A 17,167-nucleotide genomic window follows, 5' to 3' on the forward strand; every position below is an offset into this window, starting at 1 on the left:
AATGCGTTGCAACCCGTGCAAATACGGGGTGCGATGCTGTGAGGACCCCATGAAACCGAGGGGGGAAAGGGTCCTCTCATCCGTCATCCGTGAGTGCCAGACGAACCTCGCGTGTCGATCATGCCTGCGCTTTCCAACATGTCGGTCAGATCTTTGGCTGCATCCAGATCTTCGACCGTGGCGGCCTCGGCGATCTGGTCGTCGCAGTATTCTTCCAGAAGCTTGCGCATCCGGTCGGCGTTGGTCAGCCGCGCGGTTTTTGCGGCGGGCACGGTTGGCGTGTGATCGTCCGACAGTTCGAACGCGCGTTGGTCCGACACGAAGATATCGCCTTCGATCCCGGCAAAGGCACGGATCTTGCCGATACGCTCGTCCGAACAGTCCAGCAGTGCGGCCATCGCAGAAACCTTGCCCATCGGCTTGGTCGAGCCGACATAGCCATAAGGCGCGCAGTCCGAACGTTTCAGAACACGGTTCATCACCGGATCAATCACGGTAACAATGTCGGAAATGCCCGAATTTTTGGCATATTCCAGCGATGCCGCCATCAATTCGCAGGTGGCATAGCTGACCGAATTGCGCGACTTGCCCCGATCCAGAATGTCGGTGTCGACACAGAATCGCGTGGATTCCCACAAGGTCGCGCTGCGCAGGGGCGGCTCTCCGTCCAGGATGTCGTGGAACACGTCGGACAGCATGTGCGGCCCGGTGGTTTGCAAGGCACGCACACAAGATACAACGTGCCCGTCGTCGTTCAGCCCAATAACATAGGCAGGGTCAAGGGCATCGAACTGGTCGATTTCCTTGCCGTCAATAATATCTACCTCCCACGCCAGTCGCTGACCGAACACACGTGCGCGCAAGGCGAACATTTCGTCGAGAAGGCGGCTGTAGCGCTGCCGGTTAAGGCCGTCGATTACAATGATCATGTTATTCTCCGCTACTAGATCGCTGAGAATACCATTAAGGTTTTGGGAAATAGCGGCTATACGGGAAATCCCGTAGGGTGGCGGTCACTCGGACCAGTTATTCGGCCCTGTCACTCCGGCCAGTCACTCAGGGTGTATCAGACCCAGACCAATCGCGCGACCCACGGCCTGGGGGGTGGTCAATGCGCCCAGTTTCGAGCGGCCCGACCGCAGGTGCACTTCGACCGTGCGGTTCGAGATCGTCAGAATGTCTGCCACGTCTTGCTGGCTTTTGCCCGCAGCGATCCATTGCAGGATTTCGACCTCGCGGGCGGACAGGCTGGGATGATGCAGTTTGCGGGTCAGCGCGTGCGAGTGAATGACGTTGTCATGCAGGTGCACCGCTGCCGTTTGCAGTTCGCCAAGGATCTTTGCCTTCAGCAGGTCCCATTCCCGATCGGAACAGTTGCGGGTCACACTGAACAGGCCAACATCGCCGTAAGGGCCGCGCACAGGTACGGTCAGCCCTTGTTCCGATATGCCGTGATCACTGGCGGCACGGAAAATATCCCGAAACGTACGCTCGCCGCGCAGCCGTTGCCAGTCGACGGGTGCAATGCTGCGACTGGCCAGCAGCAAGGCGGGATCGCGGTGCTGAAACCCTTCTTGGACGTATCTGGTTTGCCATTCGTCGGGATAGTTCACAAAACCATGCACCGTCTGCGCAATCGGGTCCATTCCGGCATAGGCCGCAAAGTCCAGCTCGTGCGTTTCGCAGACGGAATCCAGAAATGACCTTAGGTTGTTCCCTGGAAACGGCAGGTTGCTGAGATCAATGACGGACAAATAGCACCCCTTCTGGGACAAAACCGGCTGCATTTCATGCAATCACCTAGGTACAAGTGTCCCTCTGCGGGCGCAATAACGCAACTGAAAACATGGAAACAAGCGCGTTGCACCAAAAAGCCCGCTCCGGCCCTTTCGGGGCGGGGACATTTTGGGGGCAACGCACGCCATGCACTGCGCATTTTGTCCGGGGTGCGCTGTTGCCGGTTTACAGAACGGTCACAACCGTGCCGGTGGGCACCCGTGCGTACAGGTCAATGACGTGTTCGTTCAGCATGCGGATGCAGCCGTTGCTGACCGATTTGCCGATGCTTTCGGGCGCTGTTGTGCCGTGGATGCGGAAATAGGTGTCTCTGCCGTTCTGGAACAAATACAGCGCCCGCGCGCCCAAGGGGTTCGACGGTCCGCCGGGCTGGACATAGTCGTTGTCCTTGAACCTGCCGTAGGTGCCGGGGCTGCGTTCGATCATCTCGTCGGTGGGGCGCCAGGTGGGCCATTCTTTTTTGACGTCGATGGTGGCGGTGCCGGTAAACTCCAGCCCCGCGCGGCCCACGCCCACGCCATAGCGGATGGCGGTGCGCGGTTCGGTGACCCAATACAGGTAATAGCTGCGCGGCAGGATCAGCAACTGACCGGGCAGGAATTCTTTCTTGATGTTGACGATTTGCGGCGTCGGGTCGAACACGACCTGCTGGGCCACAGCCGGAGCCGCAAGTTGGGCCGCGACGGGGGCGGCAAGGGCAGAGGCAATGAAGGTACGGCGGTGCATGGCAGGCTCCTGAAATCCACAAAGAGAATTGTACCACTTTTGTCGGTTTTGGTACAAATTTCAAGAGGTCACGGGGGGACTGGCATCTCTGGAACCATCGCAAGACGGCATTCGACCCTCGGTCGGGGGATTGTCTCAATACCGATCCCGTATGTGGTCATTATAGAAAGACCCTTTCGAGTGCGCACTTAGAAAGGCATCATATACACCCTTCGGAACGTTGGGGTAATCATAACGACCACTGTCGTGGAACCAAATTGATAAGGTTCCGCCGCTCCAGTCGATTGCAGATATCGCAGACGAATTTACGTATGGCATGTCTTGCCTCGCGTTGTGTGAAAGTGAAATGGGCGGACCAGAGGCCCGCCCATTCATTTCATGCGTGTTGGATCAACTTCCACGTGACAGCTTGCCGGTTGTACGGCGGCATCACATTGCTTTTGGCGATTGGAGCCGTCGTCGTTGGCGTTGACATTGCTTGCCAAACACCACTTTCTGGGCACCGTTCGCCCGTGCGGGCTGTTGTTCCAATTGGAGCTTTCTGCTTTGCGAATATATTCATCGATCAGACCTTTCGTCTGTTAAGGTTAACGATCGAGGAACGGATGCAAGAACACCACATTCGAGGCACCCGCCCTCCCGATTATAACTGACTCAGTTGAAACAGCATGTCAATGGATATTGTGTGGGTTGGTGATGCAACCCCAATATCCGGTGGGCACCCATATATCTGAGTTTGGCTGCTACGTGGAAGTTATCCACAAAAAAACCTCCGCAGTTGCGGAGGCTTTTTCGTTCAAGTCACAGGGTGCCTCGAATGTGGTGTTCCCGATAATTGACTCAGAAATGTGAGGCACACAAGAGTCTATTTTGCAACACATGTGGACTTACCCACAACATATTGTGTTTTATCCCCAGGTCTACACAACGACGGAGGGGAAGTTGCTTTTGCATCATTCCGGAAAGTTACCCACAGGCGCTAGCCGTTTGCCCCAGTAGTAAAGTCATTGGAAATTTTTGTGAGTGGGAAACCAATTACTTTCCTTCTGAAGCTGCGATTGATCTTTACCAAGTACAGCCAAGCGCCTTCCCAGGACCCAAACGTAAACAAAAAAGGCCCTACATAAGGGTCGCACCCGTTGAGTTTTGCCGCAGGCAAAACTCAACGGGAAAACTTCTTGTGCTTCAGACGCTTGGGTTCCAGCGCGTCGGCGCCCAGGCGGCGTTTCTTGTCTTCTTCGTAGTCTTCGAAGTTGCCCTCGAACCATTCCACGTGCGCTTCACCTTCAAAGGCCAGGATGTGCGTGCAGATCCGGTCAAGGAAGAAACGGTCGTGCGAGATGACCACGGCGCAGCCGCCGAAATCCACCAGCGCGTCTTCGAGGGCGCGCAGGGTTTCCACGTCAAGGTCGTTGGTCGGCTCATCGAGCAGCAGCACGTTGCCGCCCTCTTTCAGCAGGCGCGCCATGTGGACGCGGTTGCGTTCACCGCCCGACAGCAGGCCGACCTTTTTCTGCTGGTCGCCGCCCTTGAAGTTGAACGACGAGCAATAGGCGCGGCTGTTCACTTCGGCGTTGCCCAGCGAGATCAGCTCGGCCCCGCCCGAGATCGCCTGCCAGACGTTGTCGTCGGCGTTCAGGTCGTCGCGCGACTGGTCGACATAGGACAGCTCGACCGTGTCGCCAAACTCGATGACGCCCTCGTCGGGTTTTTCCTGACCTGTCAGCATCTTGAACAGGGTGGATTTACCCGCGCCGTTGGGGCCGATCACACCGACGATGCCGCCGGGGGGCAGGGAAAAGTCCAGCCCGTCGATCAACTGCTTGTCGCCCATGTGCTTTTTCAGGCCGCTGACTTCGATCACCTTGTTGCCCAGACGCGGGCCGTTGGGGATGACGATCTGGGCATAGGCCAGTTTTTCGCGCTCGGAAGTTTCAAGCAGGTCGTTGTACGAGCTGATCCGCGCCTTGGACTTGGCCTGACGCGCCTTGGCGCCCTGCCGCATCCACTGCAATTCGCGCTCCAGCGTCTTTTGCTTGGATTTGTCTTCGCGGGCTTCCTGTTCCAGGCGTTTGGCCTTCTGCTCCAGCCATGCGGAATAGTTGCCCTCGTAGGGGTTGCCGCGGCCACGGTCCAGTTCCAGAATCCAGCTTGTGATGTCGTCCAGGAAATACCGGTCGTGGGTGACGATCAGGATGGTGCCCTTGTAGTTGATCAGGTGCTGTTGCAGCCAGGCGATGGTTTCTGCGTCCAGGTGGTTGGTCGGTTCGTCCAACAGCAGCATGTCTGGCGCTTCCAGCAGCAGTTTGCACAGGGCCACGCGGCGGGCTTCACCGCCTGACAGGTCGCTGATTTTCGCGTCGTCCGGCGGGCAGCGCAGCGCCTCCATCGACACGTCGATCTGGCTGTCGAGATCCCACAGGTTTTCGGCGTCAATCTGGTCCTGAAGCGCGGCCATCTCGTCGGCGGTCTCGTCCGAGTAGTTCATCGCCAGTTCGTTGTAGCGGTCCAGCTTTGCCTTTTTGCCGGCGACACCCAGCATGACGTTTTCACGCACGCTCAGGCTTTCGTCCAGCTTGGGTTCCTGCGGCAGATAACCCACGCGCGCGCCTTCGGCGGCCCAGGCTTCGCCGGTGAAATCCTTGTCCATGCCGGCCATGATCTTCAGCAGGGTGGATTTACCCGCGCCGTTGACGCCGACAACGCCGATCTTGACGCCGGGCAGAAAGTTCAGGTGGATGTTTTCGAATGTCTTCTTGCCGCCGGGATAGGTCTTGGAGACCCCGGACATGTGATAAACGTACTGATAGGCCGCCATGGGACCCTCCTTGCCGATGCGTGGATTTGTCTGGTGTCTTAGGCTGCGGCGCGCGACTTGGCAAACAGGTTTGATTGTGCGCGACGCAACGGGCCTATGGCGCGGGGGGCGCCAGCCAGATTTCCAGCAGGTTGGGCCGTGCGATCAGCCCCGCTTGGGAAAAGTCGTTTACCAGAACCTCGGCACCGTCCAGCCGCGCCGACAAATCGCGGGCCAGCCAGCGGGCGTTTTCGGCGTAGTCGGCGCTGTAGTATCTGATCTGCGTTTTGGACGGGCCGCGCGCCACTTCTTCGCCGCCCTGATCGCCGCCTGCCACGTCCCAGCCGTTGTCGGCCAGATCGCGGGCAATGTCGCGCGATGTTGCGCGGGTGACAGGGGGCGTGAATTGCAGGTGGATCAGGGGCGGGGCCGAGGCCGGGCCGCCGACGATCACGGGTTCCTCTGCGACGGGTGTTCCTGGCACGCCGGTGACCTCGCCCACCGGATCGGTTGGGGTTGGGGACGGATCGGGTGCGTTTGACGACACCGCAAAGCTGTTGCCTTGTTGGCCGTTCTCGAAGCGGGCCTCGCAGACGCGCGGCGGCTCTTCCAGAATGGTGCGCCAGCAGGGGGGCGAGGGGGTGCGCCCGGTGATCTGCATCACGCTGTCAAAGGCACAGAACAGGATCACCGCGAACACCACGATGAACATCCAGCCCAACACGGTTTTCATCAGCGGGTTTGACACCACAAAGGTCAGCACCGTCGCGATCAGGCCTAAGCCAAGCACATAGGTGGCCAGCGTTATCACGTTTTGACCGCCGCCCATCCAGCTGACCGCCACCGCACCGGCCGCGACCACGCCAAGGCCGGTCATGATCAGGATTGCGGCCGCGCGATTGATCTTGAGAAGGGATTGCAGGAATTCTATCGGGGTCATTGAAATGTCCTTGGCTTAAATAAGTTGCCCTAGGGTAATGCACTTATTGCGCGAAGCGTTAATGATTTTTGCGAAGCCGGGGAGAGGGCCGCGATGCAGGTAATGTCGGAATTGCTGGGGCGTCATGCGCAGACGGGGCGTGTGGACTGGATTGGTGCGCGCCCTGCGCGGCGGGCTGATGTGACGGCTGTGCATCAGGTGCAGGTCGCGCTGTCCGGGCTGGACGGTGACCGCGCGCGGGCGGGCAAGCGTGCCGTCACGCTGATACAGGCCGAGCATTTGCCGGTGATCGCGGGGTTGCTGGGGCGCGTGGCTGTGACGCCGGACGCCTTGCGCCGCAATCTGGTGATTTCGGGGATCAATCTGGGTGCGCTTAAAGGGCGCGATATTGCCGTGGGCGGGGCGGTTCTGCGGCTGACGGTGATCTGTGCGCCGTGCAGCCGGATGGAGGAGACCTTTGGCCATGGGGGGTACAACGCGTTGCGCGGGCATGGCGGGTGGTGTGCCGAAGTGGTCACGCCCGGTCTTGTGACACGCGGGGACGTGGTGCGTGTGGTTGATTGACCCCGCGCAGTCGGGCAACAAGCGGTGATGAACAGCGCGCGCCCCTTTGCCAGACCCGGCCAGACCATTGGCCTGTTGGGCGGATCCTTTGATCCGGCCCATGACGGGCATGTGCATATCACCCGCGAGGCGCTGAAACGGTTTGATCTGGACCGTGTCTGGTGGCTGGTCAGTCCGGGCAATCCGCTGAAGACGCACGGGCCTGCGCCGCTGGACAAGCGCATGGCGCAAGCGCGGCGGGTCATGCAGCATCCGCGCGTGACCGTGACCGACATCGAGGCGCGGCTGGGCACGCGGTATACGGCGCAAACGCTGAAGGTCTTGCAGGCCCAGTTTCGCGGGGTGCGGTTCGTCTGGTTGATGGGCGCGGACAATCTGGCGCAGTTGCATCTGTGGCAGGACTGGCAGTGGATCATGGCAAATGTGCCCGTGGGGGTGCTGGCCCGTCCGGGTGACCGGATTTCGGCGCGGATGAGCCCGGCGGCGCGGTTGTTTGCGCCCTACCGGATTGCGGGGCGGCAGTCGCATCTGCTGAGGCGGTCCGCGCCGCCTGCGTGGTGTTTTGTCAACGTGCCGATGGTGGCGCAATCGTCCAGCGCGATCCGCGCGGCGGGCGGCTGGTCAGCGACGTAGGCGGGCCGAGACAACGCCGGCGCATACGATCAGCGCCAGACCGATCCATGTCAGCGCATCGGGCAGCGCGCCGAAGATGGCCCAGCCAAGCCCCACGGCGGCGATCAGTTGGAAGTAGACCAGCGGGGCCAGTTGCGTGGCCGGTGCGATGCGGTTGGCGTAAAGCAAAAGCAGGTTTCCCAACATCGACCCCGCAGCGCTTAGCACTGTCAGCGCCGCAACTGTCGCCGTTGCCGGTGGCAGGTTGGCCAGCCCGAAGGGCAGCAGCGCCAGCGCCGCAATGGCAAACTGGGTAAAGGCCAGGGCGACCGGTGTGCCCACGCCCGCCAGCCAGCGCGTGGCTGTCAGGAACACGCCGTAACAGGTGCCTGCCGCCACCGCCCACAGCAGGCCCCCGCCGCCGCCAAAGCCGGGGCGGACGACGATCAGCACACCCGCAAACCCGCAGGCAATCAGCGCCACGCGCAATCCGGTCACCGGTTCACGCAGCACCAGCGCGCCAAGGGCAAAGCTGATCAGCGGGCCGATGAAGAAGGCTGCGAAAACGTCCGCCACGTCCTCGGTGCGCAGGGCCATCTGGATGCAGGTGATGCCCGCCGCCAGAATCAACGCCCGCAGCCAGATCCGCCAGTTGCGCAGCAGCGTATAGGCACTGCGCGGGACAAAGGGGGCGATCATCACGGCGGCCAGAAAGAAGCGCGATGAAGCGACCCACAGGGGCGATGCGCCATAGGTTGATGTCAGCAGTTTGCCTGCGCTGTCTCCCAATGGGATCAACGACATGGCGACAAACATGATCAGGGCGGCGCGTTGCATGGGCTGGCTGCTAACACGCAGAACGGGCATAGGGAATGCACCACGTTTCTGTGACTGAAAACGGTTTGATTGCGGCTTGTCCATCGCTTTGCGGCAAGGTTATTCTACGCCGCATGTCATACCCTGTTTCCAGACGTTTCTTTTTGTCCGCCTCGGCGGCCACCCTTGCCACCGGGGCTTTTGCCGACGCGCCTGACGGGTCGTTGCGCCCGCGTCTGCGCGGCGAGGGCATTGCCAAAAAGGCGGTCGCAGGCCCCGAGGTTATCGTGGCCGACGCCAATCTGGGCGGGCAGGTGTGTTATTCGGTGGCGGACGCCAAGACCGGCCTGCGGCTTGAGGGGATGAACCCGCAAACCGGCACGCCGCCTGCCAGCACGGCCAAGGCGATCACGGCGCTGTATGCGCTGAAGGTGTTGGGCAGCAAGCACCGGTTCGAGACGCAGGTGGTGGCCACCGGCACGGTCGCGGATGGGGTGGTTTCGGGCGATCTGGTGCTGTTGGGCGGGTGTGATCCCAGCCTGGACACCAACGGGCTGGCCACGCTGGCGGCCAACGTCAAGGCGGCGGGCATCCGCGAAGTGCGCGGGGGGCTGGTGATTTATGACGGTGGGTATCCGACGGTGCGCACCATTGACCCCGACCAGCCGGCGCATCTGGGCTATAGTCCTGCGGTTGCGGGCATCGCGCTGAATTACAACCGTGTGCATTTTGAATGGAAGCGCGCGGGGGCCGATTACGCGGTCACGATGGACGCGCGGTCGGACAAGTACCGCCCCGACGTGGTAATGGCGCAGATGCGCGTCGAAGATCGCGCGGCGCCTGTTTACACTTACGTCGATAGCGGCGAGCGTGACGACTGGACCGTGGCGCGTGGCGCGCTGGGCGCTGAGGGCGCGCGGTGGTTGCCGGTGCGCAAGCCCGCGCTTTATGCCGGCGACGTGTTCCGGACCATGTTGCGGTCGCAGGGCATCGTCGTGCCCGCAGCCAAGGTCACGATCGCGCGCCCCTCGGGGCAGGTGGTGGCGCGGCAGTTCAGTGACGAGCTGCATGTGCTGTTGAAGGATATGCTAAAGTATTCGACCAACCTGACGGCTGAAATGGTCGGGCTGGCGGCCACGGTCAAACGCGGCGGCACACCGCAGACGCTGAAAGACTCCGCCAGCGCCATGAACGAATGGGTGCGCACGGATCTGGGTGCGCGTGGCATCGAACTGGTGGATCATTCGGGCCTGAGCGAAGACAGTCGGGTGACTGCGGACGGCATGGTCGGGGCATTGGTCAAGGTCTATGGCGACAATGAACTGCGCCCGTTGCTGAAGGAAATTCCGCTGCGCGACGCCAAGGGACGGCCGATGAAATCCGGCCCGATCACGGTACACGCCAAGACCGGCACGCTGAACTTTGTCTCGGGGTTGGCGGGGTATATGACGGCGCATGATGGCACGGTCATGGCGTTTTCGATCTTTGCCGCGGACGAGGACCGCCGCGCCAAGCTGACGCGCGCGCAACGCGAAAGGCCGGAAGGCGCGCGGTGGTACAACGGCCGTGCCAAGAACATGCAGCAAGAGTTGATAGAACGCTGGGGCGCGTTGTACGGGGCCTAAATTAGCGGCGCAGGTTACAGCGTCATGTGACGCGCCCGTGCGCCCCGTTCGATGGCGGCGGCGTGCAGGCGGTCAAGGTTCAGCTCGTAGCGGATTTCTTCCAGCAGGCGCAGTTCGCCATCGCTGAGGTGCCCGTTCGAGGCCGCCACATCGCAGGCCAGCGCATAGGCGGTTTCGAACAGACGCTCGGGCAGTGCCTCGCGCACCAGACCAAAGAGCGCGTCCAGCCCGTCCTCTTCGTCGAACAGGTCCAACACGACCTGACTGACGGTCGACAGACGGTCGACGTCATAGCCCGCAAAGACGGGCAGATTGTTGATGGCCGAGTTGATCTTGATCAGTTCGGCGGTGTCCATTTTCGAATCCGATGCGGACACGGCGATCATCACGGCGATCAGCGCGTCCTGTTCTGTCATCGCGTGTTGGGTGTCTTGGGGCACGGGCACCGTCCTTTGGTCTGCGTGTTGCAGGTGCAGAATATTGACGCGCACCCCTTTGCACAATAGGTAGCGGCGGATTGCGCGGTTATGCGCGACCGATGTTAAGGATATGTGACATGGCGAAAATGACGGAAGCTGGCATGACCAGCAAAGCGTGGCCTTTCGAAGAAGCGCGCCGGATCCTCAAACGCTATGAAAAGGCACCGCCCGAAAAGGGATTTGTGCTGTTTGAAACGGGTTACGGCCCCAGTGGTTTGCCGCATATCGGCACCTTTGGCGAAGTGGCGCGGACCACGATGATCCGCCGCGCATTTCAGGAAATCAGCGATATTCCGACACGGTTGATCTGTTTCTCGGACGATCTGGACGGGATGCGCAAGGTGCCGGGCAATGTGCCGAACCCCGACGCGCTGCAAGAGCATTTGCAAAAGCCGCTGACATCGGTGCCGGACCCGTTCGAGAAATTCGAAAGCTTTGGCCACCACAACAACGCGATGCTGCGCCGGTTTCTGGACACCTTCGGGTTTGAATACGAGTTCATCTCGGCCACGGAATTCTATGCCTCGGGCAAGTTCGACGAGGTGCTGCTGCGCGCCGCCGAGAAGTACGACGAGATCATGGCTGTGATGCTGAAAAGCCTGCGCGAAGAGCGCCAGCAGACCTATTCGATTTTCCTGCCGATCCACCCCGAAACGGGCCGTGTTCTGTATGTGCCGATGAAAAAGGTGGATGCGGCCGAGGGCACGATCACCTTTGACGATCCCGAAAGCGGTGCGGAAATGACGCTGCCGCTGACGGGGGGCAATGTGAAGTTGCAGTGGAAACCCGACTTTGGTGCGCGCTGGGCGGCGCTGGAGGTGGATTTCGAGATGTACGGCAAGGATCACAGCACCAACACGCCGATCTACGACAGCATCTGCCGCATTCTGGGGTGGAAAGCGCCCGAGCATTTCACTTACGAGCTGTTTCTGGATGAGAACGGTCAGAAGATTTCCAAATCTTCCGGCAATGGTGTCAGCATCGACGAATGGCTGACCTATGCAAGTGCCGAGAGCCTGTCCTATTTCATGTACCAAAAGCCCAAGACGGCCAAGCGGATGCATTTCGATGTGATCCCCAAGGCGGTGGACGAATACCACCAGCAATTGCGGGCCTATGTGGATCAGGACGACAAGGCGCGGCTGAACAATCCGGTGTGGCACATCCACGGCGGGGACGTGCCCGAGTCGAAAATGCTGGTGCCGTTCTCGATGTTGCTGAACCTTGCGTCGGTGTCGCAAGCCGAGGACAAGGACCAGCTTTGGGGCTTTATCCAGCGGTACGCGCCCGATGCGACGCCGCAAAGCAACCCGGATATGGATCAGGCGGCGGGCTTTGCCGTGCGCTATTTCAACGATTTCGTGAAGCCCAAGCGCACCTTCCGCCTGCCCACCGACCTTGAGCGCGAGGCGCTGGAGGCGCTGCGGGACGCGTTGAAGGCCTATGATGGCGCATTGGACGACGAGGCGCTGCAATCCGTTGTTTATTCGGTGGGCCGTGACCGGTTCGACCCGCTGCGTGCGTGGTTCACTGCGCTGTACGAGGTTCTGTTGGGGGCAAGCCAGGGGCCGCGTTTTGGCGGGTTCATTGCGCTGTATGGCGTCGATGAAACTGTCGCATTGATTGATCAGGCTTTGGCGGGCGATCTGGTCAAAGACTAAGCATTGCAAGGATGCGGGCGGGGTCGACCCTGTCCGCATTTTGCCGTTTGATGATTCTAGGCTAGTTTACCTCTTGTGTGTTCATAACGAGGTAAGCCATGTTTAGATTAATCCTGCCTGCCCTTATCGCCCTGACATTGACGCTGTCCGCACCTGTGTCAGCACAGGCCCAAGAGGCTGCGATAACCGACACCATCGGCCGACAGATCGAAGCCTTTCAGGCCGATGATTTCACTCAGGCGTTCGGGTTTGCCAGCCCGTCGCTGCAAAGCATGTTCCGCACGCCCGAAAATTTCCGACAGATGGTCACCCAAGGCTATCCGATGGTCTGGCGTCCTGCGCGGGTCGACTATCTGGACCAGCGGACCGAGGACGGGACGGTTTGGCAAAAGGTGATGATCACCGACCAGAAGGGCGGTGTGCATGTGCTGGATTACCGGATGTTGCAAACCGAAGAGGGTTGGAAAATCAACGGTGTGACCCTGCTGGACAGCAGCGCGGTTGCTGTCTGATCCAAGGCCCACCGTGACGGTGCTGTGAGGCACTGTTAACCCTGTGTTGATACATCCTGCCGCCGGAACGGGTGGCATCGCCCCTGTCAGGTCAACACTGGTGCAGGCAGGGGGACATTCGGACCTTTTGCCGCGCTGCGGGAAAGGGTGATATTTATGAACAAGGCAATTACCGATGGCGTGCTGTTGATGCCGCCACCGTTCGCAAACGGTTTGGATATGTATTCCAGCGGCGACGGCACACCCGGGTCGGACACCTATGCGAGTGCTGCAAACGCGGCCTTTGTCCCTGCCGATCAGGATTTTGCCGGCTGCCTTGAGGTGCAGAAGAACGCATCCACGACCAAGCTGCGCTATATGGGGGAAACGCCCCTGCTGCCCGGGTGCTATCTGCGGGTGACGGTGCGGGTGAAGGCGGTCAGCGGCAACCTGTCCTCGGTGCGGATCGCGGGCTATGCCGCGGCGGCGGGCGGTGGCAATGTGGCCGGCGTGGATCAGACCGGCGACAGCGTGGCGCTGACGACCTATGGCGAGGTGGTCGAGGTCAGCGCGATCATCGGCACAGGCGACCGCAACGGCGTTGATCTGGTCTGGGGCACGCAAGCGATCTATGGCCACTTCGGGCTGGACCTGACGGGGCCGAACGGCGGCGTGGTGCGCATTGATGACATCGTGATCGAGGACGTCACATCGGTCTTTCTGCGCGATATGCTGGCGCAGGTGGATGTGCGCGATTATGGCGCGGTGGGCGATGGGACCACCGATGACAGCGCGGCCTTTGATGCGGCCAATGCCGCCGCCAACGGGCGGTATGTGTTGGTGCCTGCGGGCACCTACCGGCTGAACGGCGATGTCACCTTTGACACGCATGTGAAGTTCGAAGGCAAGGTCACCATGCCGCCCGAGGCTGTTTTGCTGCTGCGCCGCGATTTCCATCTGCCTGCCTATATCGACGCATTCGAGGACGAGGAGGAAGCGTTCAAGAAGGCGTTCCAGGCGCTGCTGAACAATGCCGACCATGAATCGCTGGACATGGGCGGGCGCAAGGTGGCGGTGACGGCGCCCATCGACATGATCGCAATCGTGCCCAGCAAGACCAGCTATGCCACCCGCCGGATCATCCGCAACGGCCAGTTCGAGGCATCGGGCACCGCCGCTTGGGCGACCGAAACCACCACGTCGCAGGGCACCTATGACCCCGGCAACGCGACGCGGCTGGACAACGTGGTGAACGTCGCCAACATTCCGGTCGGCAGTCTGGTTCAGGGCAACGGCGTGGGCCGCGAGGTTTACGTGCGTTCCAAGAACGTCGCACAGCAGCGCATCACCCTGTCGGCGCCGCTGTTTGATGCGGACGGCACGCAGAACTTTACCTTCAAGCGGTTCAAATACCTGCTGGATTTCAGCGGCTTTTCCAACCTGGCCAAATTCGGTCTGGATGGCATCGAATTCCAGTGTAACAACGTGTGCTCGGGCATCCTGCTGGCGGAATCCGGTCTGACGTTCACGGTGCAGGACTGTTTCATCTCGCGGCCCAAGGATCGCGGGATTACCTCGCACGGGGGCGGCTGTCAGGGCATGATCATCGACCGCTGTCAGTTCCTGTCGTCCGAGGACGGGGCGGACGTGTCCGACCGCGTGTCGATCGGGTTCAACACCAACGCCAACGACGTGAAAATCCGCAACAACCGCGCCACAAAGTTCCGCCATTGGGCCGTGATCGGCGGCGGGTCGTCGATCATCATCGGCAACCATTTCTTTCAGGGCGACACGGTCAACGGTGGTATTCGCAGTGCGGGGATCGTCATGGCCAAGCCGCACAGCTCGGGGGTGATTTCGGGCAATTACATCGACAACTGCTTTATCGAATGGACCAACGAACACGATCAGGCGCCGGATTTCAGCAGCGAATTTTCGTTCAGCGCCCTGTCGATCACCGGCAACACGTTCCTGTCCGGCAGCGTGGCACCGTGGTTCAGCTATATCGTGGTCAAGCCGCACGGATCGGGGCATTTTCTGGCGGGTGTGTCGATCACCGGCAACAAATTCCGGTCGATCAGCGGTAACATTGATCGGGTAGAGCGGGTCGATACATCCTTTGCCGATCTGGATCGGGGGCGGTTCAAGGATGTCGAGTTTCATGGCAATTCGTTCCATGGGGTCAACACGCCGGTGTCGAACCCGTTGCGGGTCCGCCACGGCGAGACGACCACTGCGCAGACATGGGTGATTGACACCAACGGAGAGCTGCCGTTCGAAGGTTGGGCCACGCAAGTGGTTGCCGTCACCGCCCATGGTCGGCTGCGCAATGACAACAACGTCACCCAGTTTGATTTTCCATACACCGACCCCGAAGAAGGTCCGAACCGCGATCAGGTTCATTTGGGATGGGATCAGCCGATGAAGGGGACGGTGAACCTGATTGTGCGTATGGACAATTAGACCGGTCACCCGCTTCAAGGTCCGCGCCTCCCTCGGGTGCGGGCCTTGTGCAAGTCTGGCTAAAACTTGTGCCAGAACCCCAGCTTGATCCCATATCCGGTAGGATCACTCGGGGTGGTCTCGACCCCGACCAGATAGCTGAATTTGCCGCGTTTCGGGGTGTGGACATAGGACGTTGACAGCGTGGTGCTGCTGCCGCCTGCGTTGGTGCCGGTCCAGAACATCTGGACAAAGGCGGTGCTGCGGTCGCTGAAATTCAGCCCAGCCACGGTGTCCACTTTGACCGTGCGCAGTGCGGTGCCGAAATTCCATTGCAAGGCTGTATCGACGCCCATCCAGCCGTCGTATCGCCCCAGCTTGAGCCCGCGCCCATAGCTGAGCCCCAGCCGCGCCAAGGGTGTGACGGCAATGCCGTTAAAGTCGGCACCGACCCCGACCTGATAGGCCCAGACAGACCGATCACCGCCGAAGGACAGGGGACGGCGGACAAAGATCTGACCGCTGCCGATTTGCCCGAATGCGGTTGCCGTCGTATCGACATCCAGCCCGACGGTGGTTTTTGCGGTCAGACCATATTCAAAATAAAAGCTGTTCTTGATCAGCAAGTGGTCGGTCAGCGTGGATTTCGTCGCGGTGAACCCGCTGCCCTTGTCGCGCAACCATGCACCGGCTGCGGCAGGCGTGGCCACAAGACATGCACATATTATAGCGACCGACAGGCGCATAAATCCCCCTTTGGCTGAGGCGACAGCCTGTGGGAGGGTTGGTTAACAAGTGGTTACGATCTTTGGGGCGTGTTCATGCAAAAAGCCGGACAGCCCTTTCAGGCTGCCCGGCTCTACCGGCACAAGGCCGTTGATTTAGACGTTGACCGAACGACCGCGCGGCCCTGCGATCAGCCAGGCGATAAAGCCCAGAACCGGCAGCAGGACGATGACAATGGTCCAGATCAGCTTGGCGCCTGTTGATGCCGACGAGGTCAAAACCTGGTAGATCGCGTAGATGTCGGCGATCAGAACCAGCAGTCCGACTAATGAATAACCCATGATATTTTCCTTCTTATGCGTGTGCGGTGCGTGTCTCGATTTCTTGTCGTTAAACCGCAGGCTGTGCAGAAAGGTTCCGTCGGGATCGAAAACTATTTGTGGGAACCGATTGCGGTCAGGGCGTGTTGATCCGGTGCAAACACAGAAATTTGAACAGAAATTCTAGGAGACCATGATGAAAACCGGAGCCACAATCGCCATTGCCGTCGTCGCCGTTGCAGCCATTGCCGCAGGCATCTACATGATCGACGTGGACCAGACCGAAGAGGCAAGCCTGCCCGATGTTGAACTGAACGTTGAAGGTGGCAACCTGCCCAAATACGATGCCGAGGTCGGCTCGATTGACGTGACCGAAGAAGAAACCACCGTGAAAGTGCCCGATGTGGACGTGTCGATGGAAGAAACCACCGTCACCGTGCCCGGCATTTCGGTGACACCGCCGGAAGAAGAACAAGCCGCATCCAACTAAGCGATGCGTGATCGCGCGACGGGGCCTCTTGCAGTCATGCAAGGGGCCTTTTGCGTAGCTGCGCAGGGCGTTGGTGCACCTGCGCACGTTGAGCGGCACTGCGCGCCGTGATAGGCAAAGACCATGATAAAACCTGCAAATCCCCTGGCGCTGGACCAGCGCGACGGCCTGCCTGAAGGCCTGCGCGTGCTGGCCGATGCCTATCCGCGTGGCACGTGGGAAACGCACAACAATTTCAACCAGATGATCCAGTTCTGGATGCAGCGGCACATGATGTTCCGGCAGTTGATGGAGCTGCTGAACGCCGACGCCGAACATCTGATGGACCGCAAGATCGGCTTTCAGGACTACGCCCCGCGTCTGTCGCACTATGCGGGGTCGTTGTTGAACGAATTGCACGGGCACCACCACATCGAAGACGCCCATTATTTTCCGCAACTGATCCAGCTGGACGGGCGTATCGAAAAGGCGTTCGACCTGCTGGAAAGCGATCACCTGGCGATGGACGGGCTGCTGCACGGCATGGCCGATGGCGCCAACGCAGTGCTGCAAGGCGGAGAAATCGGCACATTCCGCGATACGCTGACCAAGTTCGGCACGCTGCTGGAACGGCACCTGACCGACGAGGAAGACATCGTCGTGCCGGTGGTGCTGGAAACGGGGTTTCAGGGGTAGGGAACG

General features: G+C 60.4%; 17 protein-coding genes. 8 read left to right on the forward strand and 9 right to left on the reverse strand.

All coding sequences use genetic code 11. The features are described from left to right. Positions 1-83 precede the first annotated feature (83 nt). The 5 genes from AAC077_RS16075 to AAC077_RS16095 all read right to left on the reverse strand — a co-directional run bounded on the left by AAC077_RS16075 (position 84) and on the right by AAC077_RS16095 (position 6,260). A complete protein-coding gene (locus AAC077_RS16075; RefSeq protein WP_339771543.1) occupies positions 84-929 on the reverse strand; it encodes an acyl-homoserine-lactone synthase in 846 nt (281 codons plus the stop codon). A gap of 123 nt (positions 930-1,052) precedes the next feature. Further along, positions 1,053-1,754: an autoinducer binding domain-containing protein gene (locus AAC077_RS16080; RefSeq protein WP_339771546.1), complete on the reverse strand. Its 702-nt coding sequence runs from the start codon at positions 1,752-1,754 to the stop codon at positions 1,053-1,055. Positions 1,755-1,962: 208 nt separating this feature from the next. Beyond that, positions 1,963-2,523: a L,D-transpeptidase gene (locus tag AAC077_RS16085; RefSeq protein ID WP_339771549.1), complete on the reverse strand. Its 561-nt coding sequence runs from the start codon at positions 2,521-2,523 to the stop codon at positions 1,963-1,965. A 1,162-nt stretch (positions 2,524-3,685) separates the two neighbouring features. After that, positions 3,686-5,341 carry an energy-dependent translational throttle protein EttA gene (gene ettA, locus AAC077_RS16090; RefSeq protein WP_339771552.1) on the reverse strand — a complete coding sequence of 552 codons (1,656 nt, stop codon included), beginning with the start codon at positions 5,339-5,341 and terminating at the stop codon, positions 3,686-3,688. 94 nt (positions 5,342-5,435) lie between these two features. Continuing rightward, complete coding sequence (locus tag AAC077_RS16095) at positions 5,436-6,260, reverse strand: hypothetical protein (RefSeq protein ID WP_339771554.1); 825 nt, start codon at positions 6,258-6,260, stop codon at positions 5,436-5,438. Positions 6,261-6,353: 93 nt separating this feature from the next. On the opposite strand from AAC077_RS16095, the gene AAC077_RS16100 reads away from it, so the two are divergent. After that, positions 6,354-6,824, forward strand: coding sequence for an MOSC domain-containing protein (locus AAC077_RS16100; RefSeq protein ID WP_339771557.1), 471 nt, complete (start codon positions 6,354-6,356; stop codon positions 6,822-6,824). 27 nt (positions 6,825-6,851) lie between these two features. Next, positions 6,852-7,457, forward strand: coding sequence for a nicotinate-nucleotide adenylyltransferase (locus tag AAC077_RS16105; RefSeq protein ID WP_339771560.1), 606 nt, complete (start codon positions 6,852-6,854; stop codon positions 7,455-7,457). On the opposite strand, the gene AAC077_RS16110 is transcribed toward AAC077_RS16105, so the two are convergent. Continuing rightward, positions 7,446-8,273 (reverse strand): DMT family transporter, encoded by an 828-nt coding sequence (locus AAC077_RS16110; RefSeq protein WP_339771562.1) that lies wholly within the window; start codon positions 8,271-8,273, stop codon positions 7,446-7,448. The two genes, AAC077_RS16105 and AAC077_RS16110, sit on opposite strands and share 12 nt — an antisense overlap. A 113-nt stretch (positions 8,274-8,386) precedes the next feature. On the opposite strand from AAC077_RS16110, the gene dacB reads away from it, so the two are divergent. Beyond that, on the forward strand, positions 8,387-9,877 hold the full coding sequence (dacB, locus tag AAC077_RS16115) for a D-alanyl-D-alanine carboxypeptidase/D-alanyl-D-alanine-endopeptidase (RefSeq protein ID WP_339771565.1): 1,491 nt from the start codon (positions 8,387-8,389) through the stop codon (positions 9,875-9,877). A gap of 14 nt (positions 9,878-9,891) precedes the next feature. Here dacB and AAC077_RS16120 read toward each other — a convergent pair whose 3' ends face one another. After that, complete coding sequence (locus AAC077_RS16120; protein ID WP_339771691.1) at positions 9,892-10,293, reverse strand: tellurite resistance TerB family protein; 402 nt, start codon at positions 10,291-10,293, stop codon at positions 9,892-9,894. A 140-nt stretch (positions 10,294-10,433) separates the two neighbouring features. Here AAC077_RS16120 and AAC077_RS16125 point away from each other — a divergent pair, with 140 nt between their 5' ends. From AAC077_RS16125 to AAC077_RS16135, 3 genes are all read left to right on the forward strand, one after another. Continuing rightward, complete coding sequence (locus AAC077_RS16125) at positions 10,434-12,017, forward strand: lysine--tRNA ligase (RefSeq protein ID WP_339771567.1); 1,584 nt, start codon at positions 10,434-10,436, stop codon at positions 12,015-12,017. Between the two features lie 98 nt (positions 12,018-12,115). Further along, the gene (locus AAC077_RS16130) at positions 12,116-12,529 is read left to right on the forward strand and encodes a DUF4864 domain-containing protein (RefSeq protein ID WP_339771570.1); all 414 of its coding nucleotides are present in this window, start codon (positions 12,116-12,118) and stop codon (positions 12,527-12,529) included. A gap of 156 nt (positions 12,530-12,685) precedes the next feature. Then, the gene (locus AAC077_RS16135) at positions 12,686-14,971 is read left to right on the forward strand and encodes a glycosyl hydrolase family 28-related protein (RefSeq protein WP_339771573.1); all 2,286 of its coding nucleotides are present in this window, start codon (positions 12,686-12,688) and stop codon (positions 14,969-14,971) included. A 59-nt stretch (positions 14,972-15,030) separates the two neighbouring features. Here the strand turns inward: AAC077_RS16135 and AAC077_RS16140 are convergent, their stop codons facing one another. Together AAC077_RS16140 and AAC077_RS16145 are read right to left on the reverse strand one after the other, a co-directional pair. After that, positions 15,031-15,660 carry a hypothetical protein gene (locus tag AAC077_RS16140; protein ID WP_339771575.1) on the reverse strand — a complete coding sequence of 210 codons (630 nt, stop codon included), beginning with the start codon at positions 15,658-15,660 and terminating at the stop codon, positions 15,031-15,033. A 171-nt stretch (positions 15,661-15,831) separates the two neighbouring features. Continuing rightward, a complete protein-coding gene (locus AAC077_RS16145) occupies positions 15,832-16,017 on the reverse strand; it encodes a PLD nuclease N-terminal domain-containing protein (protein WP_339771578.1) in 186 nt (61 codons plus the stop codon). A 175-nt stretch (positions 16,018-16,192) separates the two neighbouring features. Between AAC077_RS16145 and AAC077_RS16150 the strand changes: the two genes are divergently transcribed. Further along, positions 16,193-16,486 carry a hypothetical protein gene (locus tag AAC077_RS16150; RefSeq protein ID WP_339771694.1) on the forward strand — a complete coding sequence of 98 codons (294 nt, stop codon included), beginning with the start codon at positions 16,193-16,195 and terminating at the stop codon, positions 16,484-16,486. Positions 16,487-16,609: 123 nt separating this feature from the next. Then, complete coding sequence (locus AAC077_RS16155) at positions 16,610-17,161, forward strand: hemerythrin domain-containing protein (RefSeq protein WP_339771579.1); 552 nt, start codon at positions 16,610-16,612, stop codon at positions 17,159-17,161. Positions 17,162-17,167 lie beyond the last annotated feature (6 nt).

The organism is uncultured Pseudosulfitobacter sp. (genome assembly GCF_963976325.1).
GTDB lineage: Bacteria > Pseudomonadota > Alphaproteobacteria > Rhodobacterales > Rhodobacteraceae > Pseudosulfitobacter.

Bases quoted from the DNA above. Each gene is read 5' to 3' on its own strand.
- AAC077_RS16075 (WP_339771543.1), bottom strand. From the start codon at position 929: ATGATCATTGTAATCGACGGCCTTAACCGGCAGCGCTACAGCCGCCTT.
- AAC077_RS16085 (WP_339771549.1), bottom strand. From the start codon at position 2,523: ATGCACCGCCGTACCTTCATTGCCTCTGCCCTTGCCGCCCCCGTCGCG.
- ettA (WP_339771552.1), bottom strand. From the start codon at position 5,341: ATGGCGGCCTATCAGTACGTTTATCACATGTCCGGGGTCTCCAAGACC.
- AAC077_RS16095 (WP_339771554.1), bottom strand. From the start codon at position 6,260: ATGACCCCGATAGAATTCCTGCAATCCCTTCTCAAGATCAATCGCGCG.
- AAC077_RS16100 (WP_339771557.1), top strand. From the start codon at position 6,354: ATGCAGGTAATGTCGGAATTGCTGGGGCGTCATGCGCAGACGGGGCGT.
- AAC077_RS16105 (WP_339771560.1), top strand. From the start codon at position 6,852: ATGAACAGCGCGCGCCCCTTTGCCAGACCCGGCCAGACCATTGGCCTG.
- AAC077_RS16110 (WP_339771562.1), bottom strand. From the start codon at position 8,273: ATGCAACGCGCCGCCCTGATCATGTTTGTCGCCATGTCGTTGATCCCA.
- dacB (WP_339771565.1), top strand. From the start codon at position 8,387: ATGTCATACCCTGTTTCCAGACGTTTCTTTTTGTCCGCCTCGGCGGCC.
- AAC077_RS16120 (WP_339771691.1), bottom strand. From the start codon at position 10,293: ATGACAGAACAGGACGCGCTGATCGCCGTGATGATCGCCGTGTCCGCA.
- AAC077_RS16125 (WP_339771567.1), top strand. From the start codon at position 10,434: ATGGCGAAAATGACGGAAGCTGGCATGACCAGCAAAGCGTGGCCTTTC.
- AAC077_RS16130 (WP_339771570.1), top strand. From the start codon at position 12,116: ATGTTTAGATTAATCCTGCCTGCCCTTATCGCCCTGACATTGACGCTG.
- AAC077_RS16135 (WP_339771573.1), top strand. From the start codon at position 12,686: ATGAACAAGGCAATTACCGATGGCGTGCTGTTGATGCCGCCACCGTTC.
- AAC077_RS16145 (WP_339771578.1), bottom strand. From the start codon at position 16,017: ATGGGTTATTCATTAGTCGGACTGCTGGTTCTGATCGCCGACATCTAC.
- AAC077_RS16150 (WP_339771694.1), top strand. From the start codon at position 16,193: ATGAAAACCGGAGCCACAATCGCCATTGCCGTCGTCGCCGTTGCAGCC.
- AAC077_RS16155 (WP_339771579.1), top strand. From the start codon at position 16,610: ATGATAAAACCTGCAAATCCCCTGGCGCTGGACCAGCGCGACGGCCTG.